At 63.8% G+C, this 25,950-nt stretch carries 22 protein-coding genes; 5 read left to right on the forward strand and 17 right to left on the reverse strand.

Annotation, left to right across the window (positions count from 1 at the left end; genetic code table 11):
* Positions 1–41: 41 nt before the first annotated feature.
* Positions 42–1,484: a sodium:solute symporter gene (locus OXT71_01640; protein ID MDE2925083.1), complete on the forward strand. Its 1,443-nt coding sequence runs from the start codon at positions 42–44 to the stop codon at positions 1,482–1,484.
* Between the two features lie 14 nt (positions 1,485–1,498).
* On the opposite strand, the gene OXT71_01645 is transcribed toward OXT71_01640, so the two are convergent.
* The 6 genes from OXT71_01645 to OXT71_01670 all read right to left on the reverse strand — a co-directional run bounded on the left by OXT71_01645 (position 1,499) and on the right by OXT71_01670 (position 6,971).
* The gene (locus OXT71_01645) at positions 1,499–2,152 is read right to left on the reverse strand and encodes a hypothetical protein (protein ID MDE2925084.1); all 654 of its coding nucleotides are present in this window, start codon (positions 2,150–2,152) and stop codon (positions 1,499–1,501) included.
* A gap of 47 nt (positions 2,153–2,199) precedes the next feature.
* Complete coding sequence (locus tag OXT71_01650) at positions 2,200–2,862, reverse strand: DUF1326 domain-containing protein (protein ID MDE2925085.1); 663 nt, start codon at positions 2,860–2,862, stop codon at positions 2,200–2,202.
* 147 nt (positions 2,863–3,009) lie between these two features.
* Positions 3,010–3,219, reverse strand: coding sequence for a hypothetical protein (locus tag OXT71_01655; protein MDE2925086.1), 210 nt, complete (start codon positions 3,217–3,219; stop codon positions 3,010–3,012).
* Between the two features lie 2 nt (positions 3,220–3,221).
* Complete coding sequence (locus OXT71_01660) at positions 3,222–4,211, reverse strand: FAD binding domain-containing protein (GenBank protein ID MDE2925087.1); 990 nt, start codon at positions 4,209–4,211, stop codon at positions 3,222–3,224.
* Positions 4,211–6,343 (reverse strand): xanthine dehydrogenase family protein molybdopterin-binding subunit, encoded by a 2,133-nt coding sequence (locus OXT71_01665; GenBank protein MDE2925088.1) that lies wholly within the window; start codon positions 6,341–6,343, stop codon positions 4,211–4,213. The genes OXT71_01660 and OXT71_01665 overlap by 1 nt, the downstream gene beginning before the upstream one ends.
* A complete protein-coding gene (locus OXT71_01670) occupies positions 6,336–6,971 on the reverse strand; it encodes a (2Fe-2S)-binding protein (protein ID MDE2925089.1) in 636 nt (211 codons plus the stop codon). Before OXT71_01670 ends, OXT71_01665 begins: the two co-directional genes overlap by 8 nt.
* Before the next feature lie 558 nt (positions 6,972–7,529).
* On the opposite strand from OXT71_01670, the gene rnhA reads away from it, so the two are divergent.
* The gene (gene rnhA, locus OXT71_01675; GenBank protein MDE2925090.1) at positions 7,530–8,027 is read left to right on the forward strand and encodes a ribonuclease HI; all 498 of its coding nucleotides are present in this window, start codon (positions 7,530–7,532) and stop codon (positions 8,025–8,027) included.
* Positions 8,028–8,119: 92 nt separating this feature from the next.
* Here rnhA and OXT71_01680 read toward each other — a convergent pair whose 3' ends face one another.
* The 4 genes from OXT71_01680 to OXT71_01695 all read right to left on the reverse strand — a co-directional run bounded on the left by OXT71_01680 (position 8,120) and on the right by OXT71_01695 (position 13,721).
* Positions 8,120–9,325 carry a c-type cytochrome gene (locus OXT71_01680; protein ID MDE2925091.1) on the reverse strand — a complete coding sequence of 402 codons (1,206 nt, stop codon included), beginning with the start codon at positions 9,323–9,325 and terminating at the stop codon, positions 8,120–8,122.
* A 19-nt stretch (positions 9,326–9,344) separates the two neighbouring features.
* On the reverse strand, positions 9,345–9,728 hold the full coding sequence (locus tag OXT71_01685) for a cupredoxin domain-containing protein (protein MDE2925092.1): 384 nt from the start codon (positions 9,726–9,728) through the stop codon (positions 9,345–9,347).
* A gap of 11 nt (positions 9,729–9,739) precedes the next feature.
* Positions 9,740–11,182 carry a hypothetical protein gene (locus OXT71_01690; protein MDE2925093.1) on the reverse strand — a complete coding sequence of 481 codons (1,443 nt, stop codon included), beginning with the start codon at positions 11,180–11,182 and terminating at the stop codon, positions 9,740–9,742.
* A gap of 112 nt (positions 11,183–11,294) precedes the next feature.
* Positions 11,295–13,721, reverse strand: coding sequence for a CehA/McbA family metallohydrolase (locus tag OXT71_01695; GenBank protein ID MDE2925094.1), 2,427 nt, complete (start codon positions 13,719–13,721; stop codon positions 11,295–11,297).
* A 193-nt stretch (positions 13,722–13,914) separates the two neighbouring features.
* Here OXT71_01695 and lsrF point away from each other — a divergent pair, with 193 nt between their 5' ends.
* Positions 13,915–14,808 carry a 3-hydroxy-5-phosphonooxypentane-2,4-dione thiolase gene (gene lsrF / locus OXT71_01700; protein MDE2925095.1) on the forward strand — a complete coding sequence of 298 codons (894 nt, stop codon included), beginning with the start codon at positions 13,915–13,917 and terminating at the stop codon, positions 14,806–14,808.
* Between the two features lie 114 nt (positions 14,809–14,922).
* Positions 14,923–17,031 carry a bifunctional aldolase/short-chain dehydrogenase gene (locus OXT71_01705; GenBank protein ID MDE2925096.1) on the forward strand — a complete coding sequence of 703 codons (2,109 nt, stop codon included), beginning with the start codon at positions 14,923–14,925 and terminating at the stop codon, positions 17,029–17,031.
* An 8-nt stretch (positions 17,032–17,039) separates the two neighbouring features.
* Here the strand turns inward: OXT71_01705 and OXT71_01710 are convergent, their stop codons facing one another.
* The 5 genes from OXT71_01710 to fdhD form a co-directional block, all read right to left on the reverse strand.
* Entirely contained in the window at positions 17,040–18,869 is a 1,830-nt protein-coding gene (locus tag OXT71_01710) for a hydantoinase B/oxoprolinase family protein (GenBank protein ID MDE2925097.1), read from the reverse strand.
* Positions 18,870–18,878: 9 nt separating this feature from the next.
* Positions 18,879–20,999: a hydantoinase/oxoprolinase family protein gene (locus OXT71_01715; protein MDE2925098.1), complete on the reverse strand. Its 2,121-nt coding sequence runs from the start codon at positions 20,997–20,999 to the stop codon at positions 18,879–18,881.
* A gap of 181 nt (positions 21,000–21,180) precedes the next feature.
* On the reverse strand, positions 21,181–22,707 hold the full coding sequence (locus tag OXT71_01720; protein ID MDE2925099.1) for a mercuric reductase: 1,527 nt from the start codon (positions 22,705–22,707) through the stop codon (positions 21,181–21,183).
* 63 nt (positions 22,708–22,770) lie between these two features.
* On the reverse strand, positions 22,771–23,397 hold the full coding sequence (locus OXT71_01725; protein ID MDE2925100.1) for a TVP38/TMEM64 family protein: 627 nt from the start codon (positions 23,395–23,397) through the stop codon (positions 22,771–22,773).
* An 86-nt stretch (positions 23,398–23,483) separates the two neighbouring features.
* Complete coding sequence (gene fdhD / locus OXT71_01730; GenBank protein MDE2925101.1) at positions 23,484–24,410, reverse strand: formate dehydrogenase accessory sulfurtransferase FdhD; 927 nt, start codon at positions 24,408–24,410, stop codon at positions 23,484–23,486.
* A gap of 148 nt (positions 24,411–24,558) precedes the next feature.
* On the opposite strand from fdhD, the gene OXT71_01735 reads away from it, so the two are divergent.
* Positions 24,559–24,936: an RNA-binding S4 domain-containing protein gene (locus tag OXT71_01735; GenBank protein ID MDE2925102.1), complete on the forward strand. Its 378-nt coding sequence runs from the start codon at positions 24,559–24,561 to the stop codon at positions 24,934–24,936.
* Between the two features lie 2 nt (positions 24,937–24,938).
* On the opposite strand, the gene hpt is transcribed toward OXT71_01735, so the two are convergent.
* Together hpt and OXT71_01745 are read right to left on the reverse strand one after the other, a co-directional pair.
* A complete protein-coding gene (gene hpt / locus OXT71_01740; protein ID MDE2925103.1) occupies positions 24,939–25,568 on the reverse strand; it encodes a hypoxanthine phosphoribosyltransferase in 630 nt (209 codons plus the stop codon).
* Positions 25,565–25,909 carry a hypothetical protein gene (locus OXT71_01745; GenBank protein MDE2925104.1) on the reverse strand — a complete coding sequence of 115 codons (345 nt, stop codon included), beginning with the start codon at positions 25,907–25,909 and terminating at the stop codon, positions 25,565–25,567. Before OXT71_01745 ends, hpt begins: the two co-directional genes overlap by 4 nt.
* Between the last annotated feature and the right edge of the window lie 41 nt (positions 25,910–25,950).

A 25,950-nucleotide genomic window follows, 5' to 3' on the forward strand; every position in this document is an offset into this window, starting at 1 on the left:
TCGATTGACCGGTGTCCGGGAACGTAGGACCATAACAGCCCGTGGGTTTCTCGCTCCTGGACTACGCCATCCTGGTCCTCTATCTCCTGGCCACGGCCATCCTGGGCATCCTGCTGGGCCGGGGCCGAAAGGACCTGGGTCAATATTTCCTGGCCGGCCGGAATCTCTCCTGGTGGGTCGTCTGTCTCTCCATCGTCGCTACCGAGACCAGCACCCTCACCTTCATCGGGGTCCCGGCCCTCTCCTACACCGGAAATTTCACCTTCCTCCAGTTGGTCTTCGGGTACGTCGTGGGACGTGTACTGGTCAGTTTTCTCCTGGTGCCAGCCTACTTCAAGCAGCGGCTCCAGACCGCTTACCAACTCCTGGCCTACCGTCTGGGGAAAGGGGTGAGAAAATTCTCCGCCTTCCTGTTTCTGGGAACTCGTTCCCTGGCGGACGGAGTCCGTCTCTTTTCCACCGGGCTGGTGCTTTCGGTGGTCACCGGAATTTCCGACTTTTGGGCCGTGCTACTGATCGGCGCCATCACCGTCGCCTATACATTCTACGGAGGAATGCTGTCGGTCATCTTCAATGACGTCGTTCAGCTGGTCGTCTACCTGTCGGGAGCCGTCATCGCCCTCTACGTCCTGCTGGATAAGATTCCCGGAGGATGGTCCCAGGCCATCAGTGAGGCGCAACTACACGCCAAGCTGCAGGTCTTCGACTTCGATCTGGCTCTCGCCACCCCCTACACCTTCTGGGCAGGCCTCGTGGGCGGCGCCTTTCTCACTCTGGCGACCCATGGCACGGACCAGATGATGGTCCAGCGCTATCTCTCCAGCGGCACCCCCCGGCGCAGCCAGATCGCCCTGATCGCCAGCGGCGTTGTGATCCTGGCGCAGTTCTCACTCTTCCTTCTCCTGGGAGCTTTGCTGTTCGTCTTCTACAAGCACTTCCCTCTGGATCAGGCACTGGTCCAGACCGACCGGATTTTCCCCATCTTCATCGTCCGGGAGTTGCCCTCGGGAATCTCGGGGCTGATCATCGCGGCCATTTTCGCCGCGGCCATGTCGACCCTGAGCAGCTCCCTGAACTCCCTGTCCGCCTCCTCCATCCACGACTTCTACCGCGGCTGGCGGCGTGGAACCGAAGCCCACTACCTGCGGGTGTCCCGGCTGCTGACCCTGGGCTGGTGCGGGATTCTGGTGGTCATCGCCCTGCTGGCCAGGAACTGGGGGTCTGTGCTGGAAGCGGGCCTGACCATACCGAGCCTGACCATGGGAAGCGTGCTGGGTGTGTTTCTGCTGGCTCTGCGCCGTCGCAGCATCACCCAGAGGGGAGCGCTGACCGGCATGGCGGCGGGACTTGCCACCATGCTCGTGATCCACTGGACGGGAGAAGTGGCGTGGCCCTGGTATGTTCTGGTGGGAACCAGCGTGACCTTTGCGACGGGATGGATCGCCTCCCGATTGGGTGGCGGCAACCCGGCCCCGGGTCACTGAACATCCGGTAAAGGCTATTCGATCTCACCGTGGCCGAGCATCACCATGCCCAGCGTCAGAGATCCTGATTGGGCGACCAGCGTCCACTGGTCCATGTCGTTCTTGACGAGCGTGGGGCCGCTGACCTCATCGTAGATGGGGAAGAGGCTGAGGGTGGCGGGATGCCGTCCGACGGCGGCTTCGGCGCTGGCCTGCACCAACTCGTCCGGGCGGTATTCCGTATCCGGGTCTTCATCCATCTTGGCAGGGATCATGAGAAGAAAATCCCGGTAAATGGAAACCCCCATGTGAGCGCCGTCCTGCGGCTGGACGGCATAGCGGAGGGTATAGACGCCAGGCGGGATCGGCAGTTCCTTGTAGTCGGACCACTTGGCCGGAAAGCGCACGGCGCCGACCAGGGTTCCGACCTTCAATTGCCCGAAACTGACTCCCAACTCCGTGGACGGCGACGATGCCTCCGGCACATCCGCTCTCAACCAGAAATCCGCAAATGGTTGTCCGCCCTGCAAGACGCGCAGAGCTTCCGGCTGGAGAGAGTCCCGAACCTTCCGGGAAAGCTCCGGCGGCGGGTCGACCTTGGCCGTCTCCACGGCCAAGGGTCCTTCCGCACCGAAGGCCGGCGTAACAACGATACCGACCAGGATGATCGCCAGCAGCCTACGGGACAAGAAACAAGTTCTTTCGTGAACTCGCCGTCCGATTCGCAACGGGTTCCTCAGCGCGTGAAGCTCCCGACGAACGCCCCGCGGGTTCCGTAGGTTCCCCAACTGCTGCCCAGGCCGTCTCCCTGGAACCTATGGGAGAGCGTAAAAGCCGGACGAGCATCGGCCACCTCGGTCAACGGCGGATAGTAGACCGTCTCGTTGCCGCAGATATGGTCGTGGTGATTCAGTGCCCGGGTCCGGAGGGAGGCGATGTCCCCCGCCTGCAGGCGCGCAAACGTCTTGGAAGCGCCGAATTCAAGAGCGATGGGAGCGCGTTGAACCTGGACCACATTCTCCATCAGTTGCGGAGCTTCGGTCCGGACGAACGCCAGCAGGGCCTCCTCCTGATCTCCGTCCGCCCGCTCGTCCACCACGATCAGAGACCGGGAGGAACGGTCCACGGCATGAGGATCACCCAGGGTGGACGCGGACTTCACGATGGCAAGCACGCTGAGTCCCCGAAGCGAAACGCCGTTCCAACTTCCATGGCGCACCCGCCACGCGAGCATGGCTTCTTTCCCCGTCAGATTGACTTCCGCGTTGGCGAAACAGGGCCCGGTGTAAACGTCCGTCGTCCGCACCTCCAGGTAATCTCCCGAGATGGTGGCGTCGGCGGCCACCAGAGGCGTCATGACCACGGCCAAGGTCAAGCAAGCAACGATTCCTGATCTCATATCTGACCCCCTCTGTTATTGAGTCCTTATCCTAACAGATGCACCCGTCGGACAATCCTGGCCGTCCAACCCGAACCGGGAGCAGCCGTTTGCGCGCAACCCACCGATTGCAAATCGAACCTGGCCGGTATCCTTATCGAGCCACGACTACAAGGGCTCGTGGCAGGCCCTGTCCGATTGGCACTTCTCCTCGTTCGCCAGGTCCCCGTCGGGTCCCAGGCAGGTCATGGTGTCGTTGCACCAGAAGAAAGCGTCATTGCTTGGAGGCACCGTGAGGTCCGGCGCCGCCTCGACATACATTCCCTTCCACCGCAAACGTCTGCAAAGTTGAAACTTGATCTGCTCCACGTCCAACATGATCAACTCTCCTCCATCCCGGCTGCCCGGAGCACGGCGCGTTTGACGGCCACTCGAGCCAGTTGGATCTTGTACTTGTTCCGGCTCAGCGCCCGCGCGCCTTCCACGGCGGCGTCACCGGCACTTTCCGCCGATTCCCGGCTGACGGCTTTACCTTGAAGAGCCATGCCGGCCTTCTCGGAGACCCACGGCACCGGAGCGACATGTCCCAATACGACGCGGGCTTGACCGACGCCGCCGCCGTTTTCGGTCAGCGAAACGGACGCCGCGGCCAGCGGCCAGTCCAGCGCCTCCTTCTCCCGAACTTCGTAGGTGGCGTTTTGCGTTCCCGAGGCCGCCGGAACCACGATCCGGGTCAGGATCTCGTTGGGGGCCAGGACATTCTCCCGCTCACTCTGGGACCCGGGAGTCTGGAAAAAATCCTCGAGGGCGATTTCCCGGGAGCCGGAGACTCCCTGGATCGTCACCTTGGCTCCGAGTGCGATCAGAGCGGGAGCCAGGCTCGAAGCATTGACGAATTGCGCCGGACCGTCGTTGCCCAAAATGGCGTGGTAGCGATTGTCTCCGTCCGCGACCATGGACTTGCCGTTCATTTGCGCCAGCAGTCCGAAACCCCGGCGAAAATACCAGCATCGGGGCCGTTGACAGAGGTCGCCGCCGACCGTGCCGGCAGCCTGGATCTGCGCACTGCGAATACCGTCCAGAGCCTGAATCAGCGCCGGATAGTGAGTCTGCACCGAATCCTGGGCGGCCAGTTCGTCCAGGGTCGCGACGGCGCCGATGCTGAGTCCGGCGTCCGAGTCGAAACTCACCCCTTGGAGATCTTCGATGGATTTGATGTTCACGAGACGCCCGGGGGTCACGACATAGTCCTTCATCAGGCTCAGGAGATCGGTTCCGCCGGCCAGCACGGCCGACTCTCCTTCGTTGCTCCCCAAGAGGCGAACGGCGTCCTGGATCGAGGTTGGGTTGGCATATTCGAAGGCTTGCATCAGGCAGCTCCTCCTCTCTCAAGGGCTTCCAATACGCGATTTGGGGTCACGGGCATGTACGGGACGCGCACGCCGATGGCGTTGGCCACGGCATTCGCTATCGCCGCGCCGGTGGAGATCACCGGCGGCTCACCCAATCCGATCACGCCCCGCTCGTCGTACCCGGGACCCGTCATCATGTGCACGACCAACTCGCCGATGTCCCCGATTCCAGGCAGCTTGTAGAACTCCATGTCCGGGTTCAACATCTTGCCGCTCACCGGATCCAGGACCTTCTCCTCGCACAAGGCGTAGGCGATTCCCATGATCAAGGAACCGTAGACCTGGCTCTCGGAAAGCTTCATGTCGATGATCAGGCCGCAGTCCTGAACCGCCACCACCTTGTTGATCTTGACGATCCCCGTCTCCACGTCCACGGAGACGTCCGCCATCTGAATCCCGCCCACGCCGCTGTCGCTCAGCTTGCCGGGACCGGGATTGCTACCCGTCGCGCTCATGGGGCTGGGACCGATGCGGGCCGCCGCCTGCCGCCAGGAGAGGCTGCGGGCCGGATTGCCCTTGACCTGAACCCGCCCGTCGACGGCCTCCAGTTGATCGGCCGAAGCGTCCAGGGACGGAGCCACCCGTTCCAGCAACTGCTCCAGCGCGTTGACCGCCGCCCGGCGGGTCGAAGAGGTCACGCCTCCGACGGTGGTGCTTCCTCCCGAACCTCCGGAGGCGGGAAAACGGCTGTCGCCGATCTTCACGCTCACGGCGTCGAGGGGGAGGTCCAGGGTCTCGGCCAGGATCATGGCGACGACCGTAATGGTGCCCGTGCCCAGGTCCTGGCTCCCCAATCGTGCTTCCACGTTTCCGTCGGGAAAGATCACGACTTCGCAGTTGCTCTGATGAGCCCTTCCACCCCAGGTGTGGAGGCCCAGCCCGAGACCCCGCTTGACGGGGCCGCGTCCGCTGTCTCCCCGGGGGTGCCAGTTGCGCCGCCAGTCCATGAGGGCGGCCCCCACTTTCAATTCCTCGGCGTAGGTGTCGGCTCGAGGTCCGGTAATGGAGACGTTCTTGAGGAACAGATCCAGGGGATCCATCTTCAATTCGGCCGCCAGATCCTCCAGGGCGCCCATGGTCAGGAAGCAGGCCTGGGGATGGTTGGGGGCCCGCCAAGCTCGTGCCGTGGCCTTGTTGATGACGATGGAATGGTGCGTCTGCTTCCGGTTGGGAACCTGGAAAACGTAAGGGACCGGCGGACTGCCGCGCGAACCGGAGATCCCGCCGGAGCCCCATGTTTCCGAGTTCCAAGCCGTGATCGTACCGTCGGATTTGGCGCCGACCTCGATTTTGGCGTAAGCCGAGGGGCGGTCTCCCGCAACGGCCAACTCCGCGTCCCGCTCCAGGAAGAGCTTGACGGCGGCGTTCTCCTGGCGGGCCAACTCGGCGCACTCGATACCCCAGCGATCGGCGCTGAACTTGCTCCCGAATCCTCCGCCCATGTAGGGAGTGATCACCCGCACGTTGGCGGTCGGCAGGCCCAGCTTGTCGGCAAACTGGCCGGGCAGGCCCGAAACCGCCTGGGTGGAGCACCAGGCATTGAGCTTGTCTTCGCCTTCCCACTCGCAGACCTGGCCGTGAGACTCCATGCAGCAATGGGTGATGGCGGCAATGCCGTAGTACCCCTTGCTCCGGACGTCCGCCGAAGCCATGGCGCCGGCCGGATCTCCTTCGGTCTCCTCCCTGGCGACCTCCTGGTCCGGAGCGCTGGCCCGGTCCTCTTCCGTGACGAAATGGGAAAGAACCTCGTAGTCGACCTTGATGGCCCGAACTCCGTCCTCAGCCGCCTCTTCGGTCTCGGCGGCGACGGTCGCGATTTCGTCCAACTCCCACTTGATCTCGGTGCCGACCCCCTGAATCACCCGGACGGCCTTGACACCCGGTACGGCTTCGGCGGCCGAAGTGTCCAGGCCGGTGATTCGAGCGTGGGCATGAGGACTGCGGAGGATTCTCGCGAACAGCATCCCGGAGCGGTTGACGTCGTAGGAGTACTTGGCCACTCCCGTCACCTTGAGAGGCCCATCCAGACGGGAGACACTTTTGCCGATGTACCTCCTCTTGGAAGCTTCCGGCCATGAGTAATCAGCCATTGGTCCCTCCTTTCAGGGCCCCTGCCGCCTGCATCACGGCCGGGCGAATTCCGGCGTAGGTTCCACAGCGGCAGAGGTTGCCCCCCAGACCGGTGTTGATCTGGTCCAGAGTGGGATTGGGGTTCCGGTCCAGGAACGCCTTGCACGCAATGACGAATCCCGGCGTGCAGAATCCGCACTGTTGGGCATCGTGATCCACGAAGGCCTCCTGAACGGGATGCATTCGGTCCGGGGTCCCAAGCCCCTCGACGGTTGTGATGTCCTTTCCCTGGGCCTCGATGGCCAGCGTGGAACAGGAGTAGACCGGTTTGTCGTCCACCAGGACCGTACAGGACCCGCAGGTCCCGCGGTCGCAGACCTTTTTCGCCCCCGTCAGGTCCAAATGGTTGCGAAGCGCATCCAGCAGGGTCGTCCTGGGTTCCAATTCCACCCGGTGTTTCCGTCCGTTCACCTTGAGCTTCATGCTCAAGGCTCCCGGACCCTCGACCCCGTGGCCCGACATCGCCGAAGGAGCGCCGCTGATCCGTTGCAGCAACCCCGTGGTTACGGCGCCGGCGGCGCCTCCTCTCAAGAAGGCACGCCGCGAAACGTTCGCGGTGACGTGTTCTTCTTTTCCATTTTTGCTCATTTGGCCTCCTTCACAACATTGTCGCTGTTGGCAGGTATTTCGCACCCACTATAGAGCCTGTTTCGATTACCTTGCAAGCACTCGGCGGCGGCAAAACCCGCCCGCCGCACGGACCGGGACGCATTGCCTCCCGGAGGCGCAATGGAAACACACAAAGTCTGGACGATCCCGAAAGGAAAAGGCGGATGCAGCCGACCGGCCTTACTTGGAGTGGGAGTTCTTACGGATCTGGTGACGGCGCTTCCGGCGAAGCTTTCCGCGCCGCTTTTTCTTTTTCTTAAGTACGCTACCCATGATGTCCTGGAACAGCACGATGATACCAGAAGACCAACCGGCTCTACAAGATCGGACCGGTCGCACGGGTTTCCCCACCCTGTTCCATTTGGGAAGAACAGGAACCACCAGGGTTCCCTGCAGCCGGAACCGGACTTGAGCGGTCTGCTAAGATGAACCTCCGGCCGCCTCCCTGGACTGCTGCGTCGAGCCGCACGGCAGCGGCGCCTCGATCAAAACTCCGCCGTGAAGGCACACCAGCGGCCGAGCGCGGGAAACGAACCCATGACCAGACGGAGTGGAGCATCGCATTCCGATTCCGGCGATGCCGAGGTGGTCCTCTACACCGACGGCGCCTGCAGCGGAAATCCCGGTCCCGGAGGTTGGGCGTTCGTCCTGGAGCACCGGGCCTCGGGCAAGACACTGGAAGACAGCGGCTCGGAACGTCAGACGACCAACAATCGAATGGAGCTTCAGGCGGTGATTCAGGGTCTCTCCAGATTGACCCGGCGCGCTCGCGTCCACGTGGTGACCGACAGTTCCTACGTCCAGCAGGGAGCCACGGATTGGATCCACAAATGGAAAGCTCGCGGTTGGAAGAAGAGTACCTCCGGGAAGAAGCCGGTCAAGAACCAGGATCTCTGGGAACAACTGGACCGGATTCGGAACCAGCACGAGGTGAGCTTCGAGCGCGTCCGTGGACATGCGGGACACCCCATGAACGAGCGTTGCGACGAGCTGGCGGTGGCGGCCTACCAGCACCTCAAGGGAAGCCGGTGGTAGACGGGAGCGACGCGTTCCGCGCCTCGACAGGTTCGAACTCCGGCTGATCCGGTCTGAAGGCAATCAGGCCCTCGGCCCACACCACTCCCCCTTCAAAGAGATCTGAGGAAAGCCAGCAGCGCGCCGCGTTCCTCCGCGGTCAGGGCTTCGAACAGGGTTCGGCTGGACTCGGCCTCGGCGCCGTGCCTCAGAATCGCCGCTTCAATGGTGGCCGCGGACCCGTCGTGCAGATACGGAGCGCGATGCGAGACGCCCCAAAGAGCTGGCGTCCGGATCTCCGCCGGACCGGCATCTCCATCCTGAATCCCATCTCCGGTCCCCACGTCGTGGAGCAGAAAGTCCCCAAATGGTCTGAAAGTCTTGTTGCTGAGGGCTTCGAACGGGCTGGAGCCGGTCTGCAGAGTCGGAACGTGACAGGCGGAACAACGAACTTCCTCGAAGAGTTCCTCCCCCCGCCGTGTCGTGTCGTTTTCCGCACCTCCGGGCGGCGGTCCCAGCAGGCGCATGAAATTCGCGAAGTTGTCGATTCCTCGCAGCCCCGTGGACAGTTCCGGCCCATCTTCAGGGTCGGCGACGGGGTCGATGAATTCCAACGGCTCGCAGTCTCCGGCAGGACACATCTCGTCGGGGAACAGGTCGCTGGTGATCCCCATTTCGTTGCGGTAGGCCTCTGCTCCGAAGGTGAAAAGGGAGGACTGCTGCGCCTTCCAACCGAAACGCCCGGCGCGCGTCTCTCCGGAGTCCCGGTCCACCACCCAGTGGACCCGCCCGCTGATTCCGTCGCCATCCTCGTCTTCCGGATCTTCCAGGGCCGCCAGAACCTCGTCCGGAACCGCTTCCACAAGACCGCCTCCGAACAAGGGGATCGGCTGCCGCCGGGCCACCACGTTGGCGCCTTCCGGGACCGCGGCCTGAATCGAATGGTCGGGAATGGAGAAGAGATGGATCAACGATCCGCCCGGCGGATCCTGAAAGGTTCCGTCGGCGTCCAGAGTTCCGGCCCGGACCTCGGTGATGGTGCTGATCCCCCCAATGGCGGGAGTAACGTGGCATTCGGCGCATGAGCGGCCGTTGTACAGAGGCCCCAGTCCTTCATCGGCGTCCTCCACTTCCAGAAAGTCTTCGAGTCCAAGGCGGAAAAGTTCGAATTCCACCCCATCGATTCCCTGGATGGGTTCGCCGAACTCGGTGCCCCGCACAACGGTTCCTTGTCCGGCCCCCGGACCGGACATCGCAGCAAGGGCCAGCGCCGTCGCCAGTATGGCCCCCCCCTTCACCATCCGGCACCCTTTCCACATGGCGTTCCTTCCGCGGCCCTTATTCCACAATGATGGTTCCCCGCATCATGGTGTGGCCGGCGCCACAAGGCCGCGAGCATTCGAACGGATATTTCCCCGCCTTCCGGGATCGGAAACGGATCTTGATCTTTCCCTGACCCCGCCCCGGAATGGTGACGTCGATGCCGGCCTTGGGGATGCGAAAGCCATGAAACGTGTCCTGACTGCTCAACTCGATCTCCAGCAGCGTTCCCCGCTTGACCCGAATCCTGGAGGGAATGAAGTGAAACCTCTCCGCCGAGACCCGAACCTTCCGGACCTTCGCGTCATCTTTCCGCTCCGCGGTTGAAACGGGGGACGCGGGACCGGCTCCCGGACCGAGCAGGAGCAGGACGAATGTCAGCAGGATCAGCGGGATCTTCACGGCCGTTCCTCCTAAAACCACCAGCCGATACCCAGGTTCCACCGGTTTCGGGGCCGCACGACCCGGCTGGCGTTCCTCATGAAGTTGTAATCGGCTTTCAGGACCACATCCGGATGTGGAAAGTAGGACAGGCCCAGTATATGTGCCGACCGGTCGAACTGGCTCAGGGGAAAGAACCCTTGAGGCATCCGGTACTGAGTGTCGAAGTTCTCGTAACGGTAAAACCCGACCAGATCATGGCTGGAACCGGACGGCACCAGGCTGCTGGAGCCCTCCAGGTAGAATCCCCGCATTCCCCGGGCAATGTTCGGGTTGATTCCGGCGTTGCGGCGAATCGCCGCATTGACTTCGGAAGCCTGTCCCAAATGGGTCACGGCAAACTGCCCTCGGGCTTCAAAGCGATCGAACCGGTACCTGCCGTCGAATTCGAAGATCCGCAATCGGGCGTCCAGATCCCTGAGGTGGAATCCCGTCTCTCCGGTCCAGAAGCTGGCGCCCAGATTCATTCCCGGAAGGGGTCCATAGTCGACTCGCCCGACCCAGGCCAGATTGCGCGCGTTCTCCAAGAACGATTTCTGCCTCCCCTCCCGGAATCCCTCTTCCGCCGAGAAGAGGGAGCCGTCCATGGAACTCATGACATAGCTCTTGTAGGAAAGGCCGCCACCCAGGTCTCCCACCAGGCCTCCGCCGGCGGCGAACCAGGTGGTGGGGAGGATGACCTCATCCACGAAGGGACGCTCCACCCCGTGAAACGCCGTGGGTTCGTGTCTTTCGTTGATGATTCCCACCGGGGTCAACAGAACTCCGGCCCGAAAGTTGAATCGCGGGTCGATGAGAAAGTCCAGGAAGGCCTGTTCCAGTTCCAACTCGCCGGTGGGAGCGCCGCCCTCGATCAGACCGTGCTCGAGTTCCAACTCCGACCAGAACCGGATCCGATCTCCGAACATGTGGCCCAGGTTCAGAACGAAGCGGTGAAAATCGAGGGTCGTCGGGTTCAGGCCGTCGTGGTTGACATGCATCTCCATGTACCCGGACATGGGCATGCTGCCGTCGAAGAATCCCGCTGAAGCGTCGATCGCCTCAGGCGCCGCCACCACCTCGGCCACCACCATCGCCTCCTCCACCGGCGATGGTTCCTCTGCCGCCACGGCCGGTTCCGGACCCGGCTCTTCGACCCGGGCCGCGTCTCCGCGTATGGTCTTGAGCTCGGCGGCCAAGGTCCGAAGCTGAGTTTTCACGTCCTCGTCCAGCGTGCCCTCCAGGGCGGCGGCCAGGAGTGCGATCAGCCGCTCCAGATTGGATTCCACCCGGTCGAGACGGTCTTCCAGGGACTCCCGCGAGGGATCGCCTTCCGCCGCGCGGATCTCGCCCCCGACAGAAACGGCGACCAGCAGGAGGACGGGGACGGATCGAATGGCAATTGCCGCCGCCGTAGCGAGGCGAGAGTATTTCATGGTGCTAAACTGAAGTTTAGTCTTGTCTAAACTTCAGGTCAACACATGGGGTGCCGAGTTGCAGTCGAGGAGCGGATCGAGGCCCGGCTGCCGGCGATCGCTGCGGTGCGGGTCAGCTTCCGGGCTCGGTTTCGGAAACGATCCGATCATAGACCCGGCGGGCGTGGTCATACGCCTTGCGTGCCGCGTCCTTCTCCGAATCGCGGATCTTGCCCTGCTTCATCTTCCAGCATTGATCCACGGCCTGACGGCACCATTCGGCGCTCTTGCGGGAAGCCCGCACCGGCTCGCCTCCCACCAGGACGAAGATGGGATTGGTATGGGAGCTGGCAAGAACCCGCAGAGCGACCCAACTGGACCGGGCGAGCTCATGATCAAACTCGATATCGTTCCAGTCGCCATCAGCCGTCACGACCCGGGTTCCCACGGGCTGCCCGTTCACCACCAGTTCCAGCGGAACCTCACGGCTGGTTCCCCTGCGGGCACGTTCCAGATGCCAATAGGGAGGCTGAGTCAAGCCCCGCGAGGCAATCAACGCGCCCACGTCATCCTGCCTTTCCGGAAGGTAGGCGGCGACCCGGGCCCGGACCTTCACCCGGCCGGGTGCGGCCAGCCTGAGTTCACTTCCCTCCGTACCCAGTTCGCGGTCCTGCACCCGAAACCCGATAATGTGCGATCTGCCGTCCGAGACATAGCTCCGCCCGGCGCGGATCTGATCCATGTAGCGGTCGAAGTCCAACTCCCCTTCCAGCTTCGCGTAGCTGCGAGACATCCCGATTCGGTCGTCGTAAATGCAGGGAAAGTCGGTCTCTCCACTGATGCGGGTCCGAAAACCCGAGTTCAAGGTGTGGTACCAGATGTTGAACTCCCAGGGCAGCGGCGTGTCTCCGGCGGAAATGAAGTCCACCGCGTCGTGGGTCACCGTCACGATGTACTCATTGGCGCCGATTCCGTCGAACTTGGCCATTGCGTAGTTGGGCAATTCGGTGGTGAATTCCATCGGCTCCAGGCCCCATCCCGAATGGGAGTAGCCGACGACGGCTCCCTGGCCCTGTCCCCACTGCAGGACAGGAAGGGTCCAGCTCGGCCATTGCTGGACCCGGGTCGTCCCGGGGTAGTCGTCTTCCCGCAGGCGCAGAAGACAGAGATGGCCCGCGTGCGAGGAGGGAAAGCCGGAGACCTCCACGTCGTAACGCATCAGGTTGTTCCCGTTGGAGAGGGAATGCACCCGGCCCTCGAAGAACTCCTTCTGGTGATACCAACACGGTCCCCAGGTCAGGACGCAGGCGATGTTCAAATCTTCGCCCAGCGCCTGGCGCCACATGTGAAGCGGCTGGACCCCTTCGTCGGGGCTCTCGTAGTGGCTGCATCCGGCGGCATGGACATGGTGGTCGGCGCTGTACCAGCCCAGGGCCGCCAAATGCGTCCAGCGCTGCAGCCGAAATTCGATCTCCTGCTCTTCGACACCGGAACGAACGCGGACTCTCCGGTTCTGAACCAGGTATTCCGGACCGCGTTGGACGCGAATCTCATATTCGCCCGCCGGCAGGAAGACATGCTCCCCGTCGGCACGGTAGACCTGAGGATGGAAGAAGAAATCGGGATATTCTCCGCGGGAGAGCCGCCGCGACGGCAGCGGGTAGACCCCCACCAGGCGGCCGACGGGGCCGGGAGTATTGCCGATGCCCCGGGTCCGGTCCCAGGGACGCCTCAACGCCAGAGCCAACCGGTAGTCCGAGGGGAGCCGGTTCAGCTCCGGATCCTCGATCACCCGTTCGATGCCGTCGGTGATGACGAACGACGCCATGGTGGGAGAACCGTCGTGATCCTTGACCCGGAGCCGGACCTTAACCGCAGGGCGGCAATCGAACAGGATGTCCACGCTGTTTCGAAAGCCCAGGTCCTGGGTCCCCTGCCCCACGTGGAATCCGATCTTGGCCTCGCGCAGTCCCTGTTCCCGAGCGTAGATCTGGACGATGGCGTACTCCAGCTTCAGACCCGAAAGGCGGCTGTGCAAGGGACGGCGGCCATAGATGGCCAACTCCAGGAAACGATTGGCCACGTCTCCGTCCGAGAGCACGTTCTCCGGCTTGACCCGCTTGGCTCCGGTCGACTTGTGAAACAGCGGCAGCGCATTGGGGCTCTCGGCGTGGAGCTGGGCGTTGACGGCCGCGTCGTTTTCTATCTTGACCAGAAAGCTGGACCATCCTCCCTGGACCAGGAGGGGAGCCGCCGGTCCGCGAATCACCTTGACCCGGGCCTCGGGGTTGATGGACACCATGGCGAGGCAATACGGATCCAGAACGGTCTGGATTTCACGGACCACGGCATCGGAAGGCGCCTGATCCCTCAGGGCCTGGATCCGCTCCCAGTCCCGGCTCTCCAAGCGGCTGCCCAGGAACGAAAGGGCTTCCCCAAGGCGGACGACCTGAGCCATCAGCGGCTGGGGCTCGACTTCGTCTACCAATGGCAACGCCTGTCCGGGGAGAAGCGAAAAGAAAGATGCGGAGAGGACGATCAACGCCATGGCCTGTTTCACGGTGGGCCTCCTTTGGTTGAGGATTGCGGTTTCAGGCTACCACAGGGGGCAGGAATGACTCCCGGCCGTTTCTTGAAATGCCCCTCGGCGGCCGATATTCTTCTGGCGGAACGGCCGACGGCACCATGCCGCGGGACACGGCGGCAACCGCCGTCCAAGATCCGTCCAACGCCAGCGAAAGGAGCAACGAGTCATGCCCGATGCAGACCGGCCAGGCGAAGCCAAGAAATTCTACAGGGATATTCCCGCAACCAATAAGCCCTTCTTTCTGAAGGGATCCAATTCTCTGGACTGGGGAATGCAGAACCGCCTTTCCCGGATCTTCAACCCGGCTTCGGGGCGCACCGTCATGCTGGCCATCGACCATGGCTACTTCATGGGTCCCACCACCGGCCTGGAACGGATCGACGTTCGCATCGTCCCCATCCTGGACTACTGCGACGCCCTGATGCTGACCCGGGGAATCCTTCGCACCACCATCCCCTCCAGCTTCGGCCGTGGGACCGTGCTCCGGGCCAGCGGCGGCCCCAGCATCCTCAAGGAGCTTTCCGACGAGCAACTCGCCCTGGACATCGAGGACGGTCTCCGGGCCAACGCCGCGGCCCTTGCGGTCCAGGTCTTCATCGGAGGGGAGTACGAGAGCCAATCGGTCCTGAACATGACCCGGCTCGTCGATCTGGGGAACCGCTATGGAATGCCGGTTCTGGCGGTGACGGCAGTGGGCCACGAGATGGAGCGGAACGCCAAGTATTTCCGGCTCGCCTGCAGGATGTGCGCCGAGCTGGGGGCTCATATCGTCAAGAGCTACTACATTCCCGACGGTTTCGAGACCGTGACCTCCTCCTGCCCCGTTCCCATGGTCATGGCCGGCGGCAAGAAGCTGCCGGAGCTGGATGCCCTCACCATGGCCTACAACGCGGTGCAGCAGGGAGCGTCAGGCGTGGATATGGGCCGCAACATCTTCCAGAGCGACACTCCCATCGCCATGATCCAGGCGATCCGCCAAGTGGTCCACAACCAGTTGAAGCCGAGCCACGCCTACGAGCTCTACCAGGACATGAGAGCCGAGAGCCTGGCCTCGACCTGATTATCGGCCGCCGTCGGGACACGCCCGTTCTCCGCCAGGTTCGGCTTCGACGATCCGATTCCGGCCTGCGGCCGGTGCGGGCGGGACGGCCCAAAAAACCACGGAACACCGCAAATGAACAGCCGTTGGTCCGACCAGGAGGCCGAGCGGTTCGTCGACCGTTACGCCCGCCGGTGGGGCCGTGACCTGGCGCTGAGAACCTATACGTCACGCCTCCTGGGAAGGAAGCCCTCTCTCGTCCTTCACGGGGGCGGCAACACCTCGGTCAAAACCGAAATCAAGAATCTGCTGCAAGACCGGATCTCCGCCCTCATGGTGAAGGCCTCCGGACACGACCTCGCCCGGATCGAGCCCGAGGGGCACACGGGACTGGACCTGAGCCACCTGATCCGCCTCCGGAATCTGGAGCGGCTCGACGACCTGCAGATGGTGGACGAGTTCATGACCCACCGGCTGGACCCCAGGTCCAGGGTCCCTTCCATCGAGACCCTGGTGCACGCCTTCCTTCCTCCCAAGTTCGTCGATCACTGTCACGCCGACGCCATTCTGGCGTTGACCAATCAACCCGACGGAGAAGCGCTGGTCCAGGAAGCTCTCGGCGGCCATGTCCTGATCCTGGACTACTTCGAACCGGGGTTCTCCCTGGCCAAGGCGTCGGCCGCGGCGTTTCACCATCATCCGAACCGGACGGGCATGGTCTGGATGCGGCACGGGCTGCTCACCTGGGGGGAAACGGCCCGGGAGTCTTACGAGGCCACGATCGACCTGGTGAGCCGAGCCGAAGCCTTCCTGTCACGGAAGGCTTCCCGGTCCCTCACCTTGCGGGTCCGCACCTCTCCGGAGACTGCGCAGTCCGGGTGGAACCGCGTGGCGCCGATCCTGAGAGGTCTTCTGGCGCGGCCGTCGGGGAACCCCGACCAGCCTTGGCAGCGTGTCGTCCTGCTCCCTCTCCTGTCGCGGGAGACGCTGGACCTGGTGGACTCCCATGAAGGAAGGCCTCTTGCCGTCACCCCTCCCCTGACGGCCGACCACCTGATCCGAATCAGGAATCTTCCGCTCTGGATCGACCGGCCGGAAAGCGACGATTCCCAGGTCTGGAGGAAACATGTTCGGAAGGCCCTGAGCGACTACTCCCAGGACTACCGGGCCTTCGTGCAACGCCACCGGATTCCGGGTGCGGAGACCGGGTCCTCCGGCGACCTGTCGCCTCGCCTCATCCTGATGCCCGGAATCGGAGCCGCCTGTGCCGGACGCGACGCCGAGGCGGCGGCAATCGCACGGGACATTGCCCGGCAGACCTTCATGGTCAAGGCGCGGATCGCACGCATGGGAGGAACCTACCGGGGACTCGATGAGTCTCACCTCTACCTGATGGAGCACCGCGGCATCCAACAGGCCAAGCTGGCCGGCATGGAGAAACCTTTGCGCAGCCACGTTGCCGTGGTGACGGGCGCGGCGGGAGCCATTGGCTCGGGCATCAGCCGCGGCCTCCTGGAGGAGGGCTGCCACGTGGCCGTGACCGATCTCCCCGGCGAACGGCTGGAGGGTCTGGCCGCGGAGTTGAACGGCAGGTTCCCCAACCGCGTGACGGCCGTCCCGATGGACGTCACCCGTCCTCGGTCCGTCGCCGAAGCCTTCGACTCCATTGTTTTGGAGTGGGGAGGCGTCGATCTCGTCGTGATCAATGCCGGCGTCGCTCTCACCGGTTCCCTCGCCGAGATGGACAGCGGGGAGTTTCGCAAATCGGAGAGAGTCAACGTCGAGGGGACGCTCCACCTTCTCTCCAGAGCCGCCCGGCACTTTCGCCTCCAGGGCACCGGCGGAGACGTGGTCCTGGTCTCCACCAAGAACGTCTTCGCTCCCGGCGCGGGATTCGGCGCCTACAGCGCCACCAAGGCCGCCTCCCACCAATTGGCTCGCATCGCCAGCCTGGAGCTGGCCGAGATGGGGGTTCGGGTCAACATGGTGGCTCCCGATGCCGTTTTCTCCGATGGAGTCCGGAGATCGGGCCTGTGGGAACAGGTCGGACCCGACCGGATGCGCGCCCGGGGACTCGACCGGGAAGGACTGGAGGAATACTACCGGGAGCGGAACCTCCTGAAGGCCCGGATCACGGCGGAACACGTGGCTCGCGCGGTCCTCTTCTTCGCTTCCCGCCAGACCCCCACCACTGGAGCGACCCTGCCGGTGGACGGGGGATTGCCCGACGCCACTCCCAGGTGATCCCCGGCTCACGCATCGAGTCCGGAGAAATCCGGAACCTGAGACACCTCCTCGGCCTGTGGCTCCAGAGGCAGCGGGCCGCGGGAACGGCTCAAACGGGCCCGAAGCTCGCTGCTGGCTTCGAGATCCGCACCCTCGCCGGCGGACCGGAGTACGACGCCATACTCGGCACGCGCCTTTTCGAGGCTCACCTTCCCTTGCCGGACGTCCTCCAGCACGGCCTCGGGGTCCCGGCGCAGGGGATCGCCGTAGCCTCCGCCTCCGGCCTGGACCAGATGGTAGACATCCCCCTCCTTCATGCGAAGCAGGAACTTGGAAGGCAACGCTCTGGCTTCGGCGCCTGGATTGAGAGTGTTGCGGGTGGGTGTCCCCGGCCTTCCCCCCTGGTTGCCCCAGGGAAGGAAACGGGTCCGGTCCGACCGGACCTGCAGCGTCGCTTCCGCAGCCAGCAGCTGATACTCGCGGACCATCCCCAGTCCGCCCCGATACCGGCCCGCCCCCCCGGAGTCGGTCACGAATCCATAACGCCGGATCAGGATCGGCTGATCGGCCTCGATGGTTTCGACCGGAGTGTTGGCCATGTTGGTGATGGGGGCGGTGACCCCGTCGGCGCCGTCGGCTGAGGGACCGCCGCCTCGAGGCCCGTCATTGTTGAATTCGAGATAGACGAACGGCTTCCCGTCCGGGTAGTAACCCCCGATGCTGACGCCCACGTCACCCCCACCCCAGGCCGCCGGCACGCGATGGGGCAGCGCCTTCGCGAAAGCGCCGAAAACGGCGTGGCCGACGCGGAATCCTCCGAGGCCGCGGGCCGCCACCGCCCCGGGGTGGCGCGGATTCACGAAACATCCTTCCGGCGCCACCACGTGAATCGGCCTGAAAAATCCGGCGTTCGCGTTGATGCCGGGGTCCGTCAAGCACTTGAAGACCGCGTAGACGGTGGACCGGGTGAAGGCGAAGTTGGGATTGATGGAGCCTCGGGCCTGAGGTGAGGTGCCGGTGAAATCCACCACCATCTCATCGCCTTCCACGGTGATTCGAACCCGTATGGCGATCGGATCGGGATCCAGCCCGTCGGTATCGATGTAGTCCTGAAATTCCCAGGAACCGTCGGGCAGCTCCCGGATTTCGGCTCGAGTCAGGCGTTCGGTGTGATCCACAATGCCGGCCATGTGCCCCAGAAGCGGATCGAAGCCATACTCCCGGGCCAACCGGAGCAATTCTTTCTCCCCCTGCGCCAAGGCGGAAATCTGAGACCGGAGATCCCCCAGCACCTTGTCCGGCACCCGGACGTTCCGCGCAACGATGCGCCAGACGGAGCGGTTGAGAGAACCGGCCTCGAACAGCTTCAGCGGAGGCAGCCTCAGGCCTTCCTGGTAGATCTCCGTGTTGTCACAGGCGTTCCCTCCGGCCACCCGCCCCCCGATGTCGGTGTGGTGAGCGATCACGCAGACCCACGCCAGGAGCCGGTTCTCCAGAAAGACCGGCTTGAACAGGAAGATGTCGGGGAGATGGCTGGCCCCGTCGTAGGGATCGTTGTTGGCGAAGATGTCTCCGGGTTGAACGTCGTTTCCGAACTGGCGGCGCACCGCATCCAGGGCCGGTTGCATGGCGCCCATATGGAATGGGAGCGTCAAGCCCTGGGCGACTTGTTGCCCCTGAGGGTCGAAGATGGCGGTGGAGAAATCCATCCCGTCCTTGACCACAGACGACGACGCCGTTCGCACCACCGTCACGGCCATGGTATCGGCGGCGCTGTAGAGATAATTCTTGACGATCTCCCGGGTCCATGGGTCCGGGGACGTTCCTCGTGCCGATTTCGCGCCTGTGCCACTCACCACCAATTGTCAAGCCTCCTTTTCCAGGACGATGTTCAACCGCTGGTCGAGGCGGGCGCACCAGCCGCCGGGGACCAGAGTCGTGGAGTCGTATTCCTCGATCAGCGCAGGCCCGGGGAGGTCCTTCCCTTCCAACTCCGATCTGCCCAGAACCGGAGCTTCGACCCATTCCGATTGCGACGGCCCCTGATAGATCCGCCGGGACCGAACCTTCGGACGAAAACCGTCATCGGACAGTGAAAGGGTTTCGGGGACTCGAGTCCCCTCGTCCAGACCGCGGGCCCGGACCCGGAGATTGACGAGCTCCAGTTCGGAGTCGAGACGATATCCGTAGTTGGCCTCATGCTCCCGGTGAAAGGCGGCCTCCAACGCCTCCAGACCGTCCCGATCCAGGTTCGCACTCTCGAACCCCACTCTCAAATGCGAAGTCTGCCCCTTGTACTTGAGGTCCGCCTCGGCGGCCAATTGCTGCCGCCCGGCGGCGAACCCTTCCTGCTCCAGGAGGCCGCGGGCCTGTTCCCTCAGGCGGTCCAGCGTCCGGTTCATGGACGCGAGTCCCAATTGGGAGAGGGACTTCACCTGAGCCTGCACCAGGTGGTGCTCCACGTCCGAGAAGAGGAGGCCGAAGCAACTGAACACCCCGGGAGACGGAGGGACGATGATCCGGGTCATCTGCAACAACCGGGCCAGACCCGCGGCGTGAAGGGGACCGCCCCCTCCGAACGCCATGAGGGTAAACCGGCGAGGGTCGCGGCCCCGTTCGCTGGAGACGGCGGCGACGGCCCGGGCCATGTTGGAATTGGCCACCTGATGGACGCCCCAGGCCGCTTCGACGGCGGAGACACCGAGCGGAGCCGCCAGCCGGCGCTCCACAACCGCCCGGGCTTGGTCCGCGAAGACCGGAAAATCCCCTCCCAGCAGGTAGCGGCCGTTGAGAAAGCCCAAAACCAGGTTGGCGTCGGTGACCGTGGGCAGATCGCCGCCCTGGCCATAGCAAGCCGGACCGGGAACCGCGCCCGCGCTGTCGGGCCCGCAGCAGAGCGCCCCTCCCTTGTCCACCCGGGCCACACTGCCGCCGCCTGCGCTCACTTCCGCCAAGTCGATGGAAGGAACCCTCAAGATATACCCGGAGCCCTTCAGCAATCGATGCCCGGAGCTCATTCCCCCGCCCACTTCGTACTCTCGGGACAGCAGGAGATTTCCGTCCTCGATGATGGAGGACTTGGCGGTCGTGCCCCCCATGTCCAGGGTCAGGACGTTGGGAAGATCCAGCCTCGCCGCCAGATGATGGGCGCCCACCACGCCGGCGGCGGGTCCCGACTCGACGCAATGGACGGGCGCCTCGGCAGCCATCCGGACGGACGCCCTGCCGCCGTTGGATTGCATCACCGTCAGGGGGACGCCCACACCCAGGTCTCGAAGCCCCTCATCCAGGCGCCCCAGGTAGCGGGCCACGATGGGGCGGATGTAGGAGTTGATCACCGTGGTGCTGGTTCGCTCGTACTCGCCGGTTTCGGCCAGAAGCCGGCTGGAGAGAGACAGGCTGAGCCCGGGAATCCGCTCTTCCAGAATCTCACCGATCCGGATTTCGTGGCGTGGATTGGCGTAGGAGTGAAGGAGGCAGACCGCCACCGAGCGAATCCCCTCATCCAGCAGCACTTGGGCGGCTTTCTCCACGTCCGATTCCACCAGAGGAATCAGAACCTCGCCCCGGTAGTCCACCCGCTCCCGGACCTCCAGCCGCAGACGCCGTTCCACCAGCGGGGGAGGCTTGCGGTAGTAGAGATCGTACAGGCGCGGCATCCTGAGACGGGAGATCTCCAGAACGTCCCGGAATCCGTCGGTCGTGATCAACGCCGTCTTCACCCCCCGGCCCTCCAGGATGGCGTTTGTGGCCAGGGTGAAGGCGTGGCTCACTTCGGAGAGACGGCCGGCCGTCAGCTCCAGATCCCGCAGACCGGTGTCGACCGCGTCCAGCACGGCCCGGCTGTAATCGTCGGGCGTGCTCACGATCTTCTTGACGTGGACGCCTCCCTGCTCCGAGAGGAATACGACATCGGTGAAGGTCCCCCCGATGTCCACTCCCACCCGAAACCAGGGCCTGTCGGATCCGGTGTTGTGGTCTGGCATTCTTCGCTGCGGGGCGGACTAGGGAGCCTGCGCGGCAGAAATCAATCTACTGCGAAAGCGTAGAATCGGTCCATATTTCCCCGATTTCTCGGCGAATAGAACGACTATGCACCTCCAAATCGTGAAAATCTGGCCTCGATTCTCCACTTTCTCGCTACGATCATTTCTGCCGCGCAGACTCCTAGCGCGTCCAGGCGAACCAGCGGGACAGGACCCGCCGCGCGCGGGGCGTGAGCCGGGTCCGGTTGAAGGCGTCTCCCACCTGTTTGATGGCCTCGGCCTGCGTCGGATACGGATGGATCACCTGGGAGATGGTCTTGAGGCCCAGGCCGCCGACCATGGCCAGCGTGATCTCGTTGATCATCTCACCGGCATGACGGGCGACCACGGTGGCGCCGAGAATCTTGTCGGTCCCCTTCTCCACCAGGACGCTCACCATGCCACCTTCCTCCCCGTCGGTGATCGCCCGGTCCACGTCGGCAAAATCACGCACGAAATGATCATAGGGAATCCCCTGCCGGGATGCCTCCCTGCAGTTCAGGCCCACGTGAGCCACCTCCGGATCCGTGTAGGTACACCAGGGGATGGTGAGGGCGCTGGCCTTTTTCCGTCCCATGAAGAGTGCATTCTGGATGACGATCCGAGCCAGGGCGTCGGCGGCATGAGTGAACTTGTATTGGGAGCAGACGTCTCCGGCCGCGTAGATCCGTTTGTTGCTGGTCTGGAGTTGATCGTTCACCACGACGCCGCGGCGCCGGTCGAAATCGACGCCGGCCGCCTCCAGGCCCAGCCCCTCCACGTTGGGCGCCCGCCCGGCGGCCACCAGCACTTCGTCCACGGCGACCTGCCGTGTCTGACCGTTGCACTCGAGATGAACCCGTTTCTCGCCCGCCCGGCTCTCCACTCGAAACACTTTCGAATCGAGGAAGAGTCGGATCCCGTCGCGGCGAAATGCGTCCTGGACCCTTCGGCCAGCATCCTCGTCTTCCCGGTCCAGGATCTGAGGATGGCACTGGAAAACGGAGACCTGGGATCCGAAGCGGCCGAACGCCTGCGCCATCTCGCATCCGATGGGACCGCCGCCGATGACGCCCAACCGCGGGGGCAGCTCCGTCAATGAAAACAGCGTCTCGTTGGTGAGATAACCGGATTCCGCCAAGCCCTCGATGGGTGGCGCCGCCGCCCGTCCTCCGGTAGCGACGACGGCTCGCGCGAAGCGCAACGTGTGCCCGCCCACCTGAACCGCGTCCCGGCTCACGAAACGGGCCTCTCCCAGAAAGACATCCACGCCCAGCTTCCGGAAGCGCTGGGCCGAGTCGTGGGCGGAGATCCCGGAGCGCAGCCGGCGCATGCGCTCCATGACCGAGGCGAAATCCACTTTCTCCCCGACCGAAACGTCGACCCCGAACGCGCCGGCCTCACGGGCATCGGCTACGGCCCGGGAGGACCGGATGAGAGCCTTGGAGGGAACGCATCCCACGTTGAGACAGTCGCCTCCCAAGAGGTGCTTCTCGATCAGGGCGCAACGCGCGCCGAGGCCGGTGGCTCCGGCCGCCGAGACCAGCCCCGCGGTTCCGCCTCCGATGGCCACCAGGTTGTAGCGGCCCGCCGGTTCGGGGTTGGTCCAATCCCCCGGATGGACCCGGGAGACCAGGCGCCGGTTGTGGGAATCCATGGGCAACACTTCAACGGATCTCGATTCAGGCATGGAGCATTTCCATTGTTTCGGAACGAAATGATTTCGCTTCGTCCCTCCGGTTAGCGCAAACGGCTACGACACCCTCTTGTCCAAGGCCCGGCGGGCCAGCCGGGTCACCTGGACGGTTACGGCCACCGCCGCCAGAAAGCCGACGACATAGAACACCGTTTCCGCGGGCGTCCGGGTTCGTCCTTCCTGGCCCAACATCGCGAGATCGCCCGCCAGGGAACCGATATAGACATAGAGTATGGTCCCGGGAAGCATGCCCAGCCAGGATGCCAACACGTAGTGTCGAACCTTGACCTGAGTGATCCCGAACGCGTAGTTGAGCAGATTGAAGGGAAACACGGGCGAGAGCCGGGTCAATCCCACGATCTTCCATCCTTCGTCGGCGACCGCTTCGTCGACGGCGGCGAAACGGGGAAAGGCCCGCATCTTTTCGGCCACCCAATCGCGGGCCAGGTGGCGGCCGATCAGGAAGGACGCCGTCGCGCCCAGGGTCGAAGAAGCGGAGACCAGAACCGTCCCCCAGCCGAGCCCGAAGACGAAACCGGCCCCCAGAGTGAGTATGAACCCCGGCAGAAAAAGGACCGTCGCCGCCACGTAGGCCAGGAGAAAGGCCACCGGACCCCAGGGGCCCAGCTCGGAAACGGTCTGTAGAACCTGCCTGAGAAACGGCCCGATATCGTTCCGGATCATCAGAAGCATGACAACGACCAGCGCAGCCAGAAGCAATTTCCACAACCGGTTTCGTTTCCCCGGCGCTGAACTCTGTTGAGCCACCTTTACCCCTCCGCAACGACTGGAGCGGATTTCCAAGCGATCCGCCCGGCGTGTGCATAGACGTTGAATCGGCCTGGACGCACGAAGCCCACCAACGTCATCCCAAAGTCGCGGGCGAGCGCCACCGCCAGGCTCGAAGGCGCACTCACCGCCACCACCATGGCGATTCCGGCCATGACCGCTTTCTGAAGGATCTCGAAGCTGGTCCGTCCGCTGACCATCATCAGACGGTCTTCCAGCGGCAGCCGTCCTTCCAGAACTTCCCGGCCGATCAGCTTGTCGACGGCATTGTGGCGGCCCACGTCCTCCCGCAACGAGAGAAGGTTGCCGCCGCCATCGAACAAGCCGGCCGCGTGCAAGCCTCCCGTCTGCCGGAACACCTTCTGCCCGGCCCTCAACGCCGGACCCAGCCCCTCGATCACCCGGCTGTCCACTCTCGGCCGGTCCGCCAGGATCTTCCGGGACGGGTGGACCCGCAGCGTCTGGAGCGATGCCTTTCCGCAGACGCCGCAACTGGAGGTGGTGTAGAAGTGCCTGTCAAGCCGCGTGTCGTCGAAATCGACCCCCGGCCGCAGGTCGACCCGGACCCCGTTGTGGAGATCGCCCTCCGAATTCCTGGAAGGAAAGACCCCCTCGATGTCCTGAGGCCGGAGGACGATTCCCTCCGTGTAGAGGAATCCGGCCGCCAATTCGCGGTCGTGCCCCGGCGTGCGCATGGTAATGGAAAGGGTCTTCTCCACGCGTTTCTCCCGGGAGGTGTATCCCAGGAGAATCTCCAGGGGCTCCTCGACCGCCAGCAGGTCCGACTCGATCCGCGCCGTGCCCCTCACGACCTTCCGGACCTGGACGAACCGGACTCGGGCAGGACGGGTTTCAGGGCTGTCCGCAAGCTGTAAGTCGGGAGTTCGCTTCGGGTCATCCGTCTGCATGTTTCGCCCAGCGTCGCACACTCGGCCGGTCACATGGTCGCCTTTATCATAACAATCCCCGGCTTTGGGGAGCAGACGCATGACGAAACCGGCCCGCGGCGGAGACGGACGGGCCATGAGTGCCCACCCGGACTGGTAGACTCGGCGGATGCCGGTGCGCCTGGACAAGTGGCTGCAGGTGGCCCGGGTCTTCAAGACCCGGAGCCAAGCCACTCGGGCCTGCGCTGTGGGAAGGGTCCGAGTGGGAGGCGCCGTGGCCAAGGCCCACCGGAAGGTGTCGGTAGAGGATCGCATCGAGGTGCGCCTGAAGGGCCGGACCCGCGCCCTGCGGGTCAAGGAAATCCAGGGCAGACCGGTTCCCAAGACCCAGGCCCGCACCCTGTACGAGGATCTGAGCGTGGAGCCGCTCCGGAGCCCCGCCGACCCTTTCGGAGGGATGCCGCCCGCGCCACGAAGCGTCAAGGGCCGTCCGACCAAGCGGGATCGAAGGCGGATCGACCGCTGGCGGCGTGACACTCCTGCTTGAGTTCAGCCAGCCTGGTAGACAAGAAGGTCTTCCCGTTCGAGTTCGTCCGACTGCGAAACCCTGAGCCGCGCGGCGTCCAGGTCCATGCTGGCGATGAAGGGAAGATTGCGGTATCGATCCTGGTAGTCCAAACCGTACCCGATCAGGAATGCGCCACTGGCCTGAAATCCCACGTAACGGATGGGGACCTCCACCAGTCGAAGATCCCGCCGGTCCAGGAGAGTGCAGATCTCAATGGACGCCGGGTTCCTCCGAGTCAGAAGTCCGAGAAGGGAGTGGGCGGTCAGACCCGTATCGATGATGTCCTCCACCAGCAACACATGCCTTCCGGTGATCTCCTCCTGCAGGTCCTTGAGGAGCCGGACCCGGCCCTGGTCCCGCCGGGGATGGTAGCGGCTGACGGAGATGAAATCGAGACTGACCGGTGTGGTCATGCTCCGGATCAGATCGCAGGTGAAGACCAAAGCCCCCTTCAGGATTCCCACGACCATGAGGTCCCGGCCCCGGTAGTCCCGTTCGATCCGGCGCGCCAGTTCCACGACCCGTTTCAGAATCGTGGCCTCGTCGTACACGATCTCATCGACGACGGAATGGAAGGGCTTCTTCACCGTCGGGGAGAGAATCTCGCTCATGCCAAAGTTCCGAACTTGAAGAGAAGCTTCCGATAGTCCCGCCCGTAGAGCACCTTCAGCTTCAGGTCGGGATAGAGCTGGCGCATCCGCCGTATTTTCCGGTTCTTCGGAGTCACCAGGCTCTGTTTCATGGTGGTCAACTCCACAAAGAGCTCAAACTGCGGCAGGTAGAAATCGGGCGTGAAACTCCGGATCACCCGGCCCTCGGCATCGTGGTCCAAGGGAAAACAGACCGGCTCGTAACGCCACTCGACCCGGTAGAAGTCCAGAAACCGGGCGAAGTTGGCCTCACTCTCGTGAGCGAAGTGCGACTGTGCTGGAGGGCGGCCTGCCTTGACCATGCTGGCCGCTTGTTTCTATCAGAAAGCTCTGACGGATCGTG

This window comes from Acidobacteriota bacterium (genome assembly GCA_028874215.1).
Taxonomy (GTDB): Bacteria; Acidobacteriota; UBA6911; order RPQK01; family JAJDTT01; genus JAJDTT01.

Coding starts and splice junctions, on each gene's coding strand:
- OXT71_01650 (MDE2925085.1), bottom strand. CDS start 2,862: ATGAGATCAGGAATCGTTGCTTGCTTGACCTTGGCCGTGGTCATGACG.
- OXT71_01655 (MDE2925086.1), bottom strand. CDS start 3,219: ATGTTGGACGTGGAGCAGATCAAGTTTCAACTTTGCAGACGTTTGCGG.
- OXT71_01660 (MDE2925087.1), bottom strand. CDS start 4,211: ATGCAAGCCTTCGAATATGCCAACCCAACCTCGATCCAGGACGCCGTT.
- OXT71_01665 (MDE2925088.1), bottom strand. CDS start 6,343: ATGGCTGATTACTCATGGCCGGAAGCTTCCAAGAGGAGGTACATCGGC.
- OXT71_01670 (MDE2925089.1), bottom strand. CDS start 6,971: ATGAGCAAAAATGGAAAAGAAGAACACGTCACCGCGAACGTTTCGCGG.
- rnhA (MDE2925090.1), top strand. CDS start 7,530: ATGACCAGACGGAGTGGAGCATCGCATTCCGATTCCGGCGATGCCGAG.
- OXT71_01680 (MDE2925091.1), bottom strand. CDS start 9,325: ATGTGGAAAGGGTGCCGGATGGTGAAGGGGGGGGCCATACTGGCGACG.
- OXT71_01690 (MDE2925093.1), bottom strand. CDS start 11,182: ATGAAATACTCTCGCCTCGCTACGGCGGCGGCAATTGCCATTCGATCC.
- lsrF (MDE2925095.1), top strand. CDS start 13,915: ATGCCCGATGCAGACCGGCCAGGCGAAGCCAAGAAATTCTACAGGGAT.
- OXT71_01705 (MDE2925096.1), top strand. CDS start 14,923: ATGAACAGCCGTTGGTCCGACCAGGAGGCCGAGCGGTTCGTCGACCGT.
- OXT71_01715 (MDE2925098.1), bottom strand. CDS start 20,999: ATGCCAGACCACAACACCGGATCCGACAGGCCCTGGTTTCGGGTGGGA.
- OXT71_01720 (MDE2925099.1), bottom strand. CDS start 22,707: ATGCCTGAATCGAGATCCGTTGAAGTGTTGCCCATGGATTCCCACAAC.
- OXT71_01725 (MDE2925100.1), bottom strand. CDS start 23,397: ATGATCCGGAACGATATCGGGCCGTTTCTCAGGCAGGTTCTACAGACC.
- fdhD (MDE2925101.1), bottom strand. CDS start 24,410: ATGCAGACGGATGACCCGAAGCGAACTCCCGACTTACAGCTTGCGGAC.
- OXT71_01735 (MDE2925102.1), top strand. CDS start 24,559: ATGCCGGTGCGCCTGGACAAGTGGCTGCAGGTGGCCCGGGTCTTCAAG.
- hpt (MDE2925103.1), bottom strand. CDS start 25,568: ATGAGCGAGATTCTCTCCCCGACGGTGAAGAAGCCCTTCCATTCCGTC.
- OXT71_01745 (MDE2925104.1), bottom strand. CDS start 25,909: ATGGTCAAGGCAGGCCGCCCTCCAGCACAGTCGCACTTCGCTCACGAG.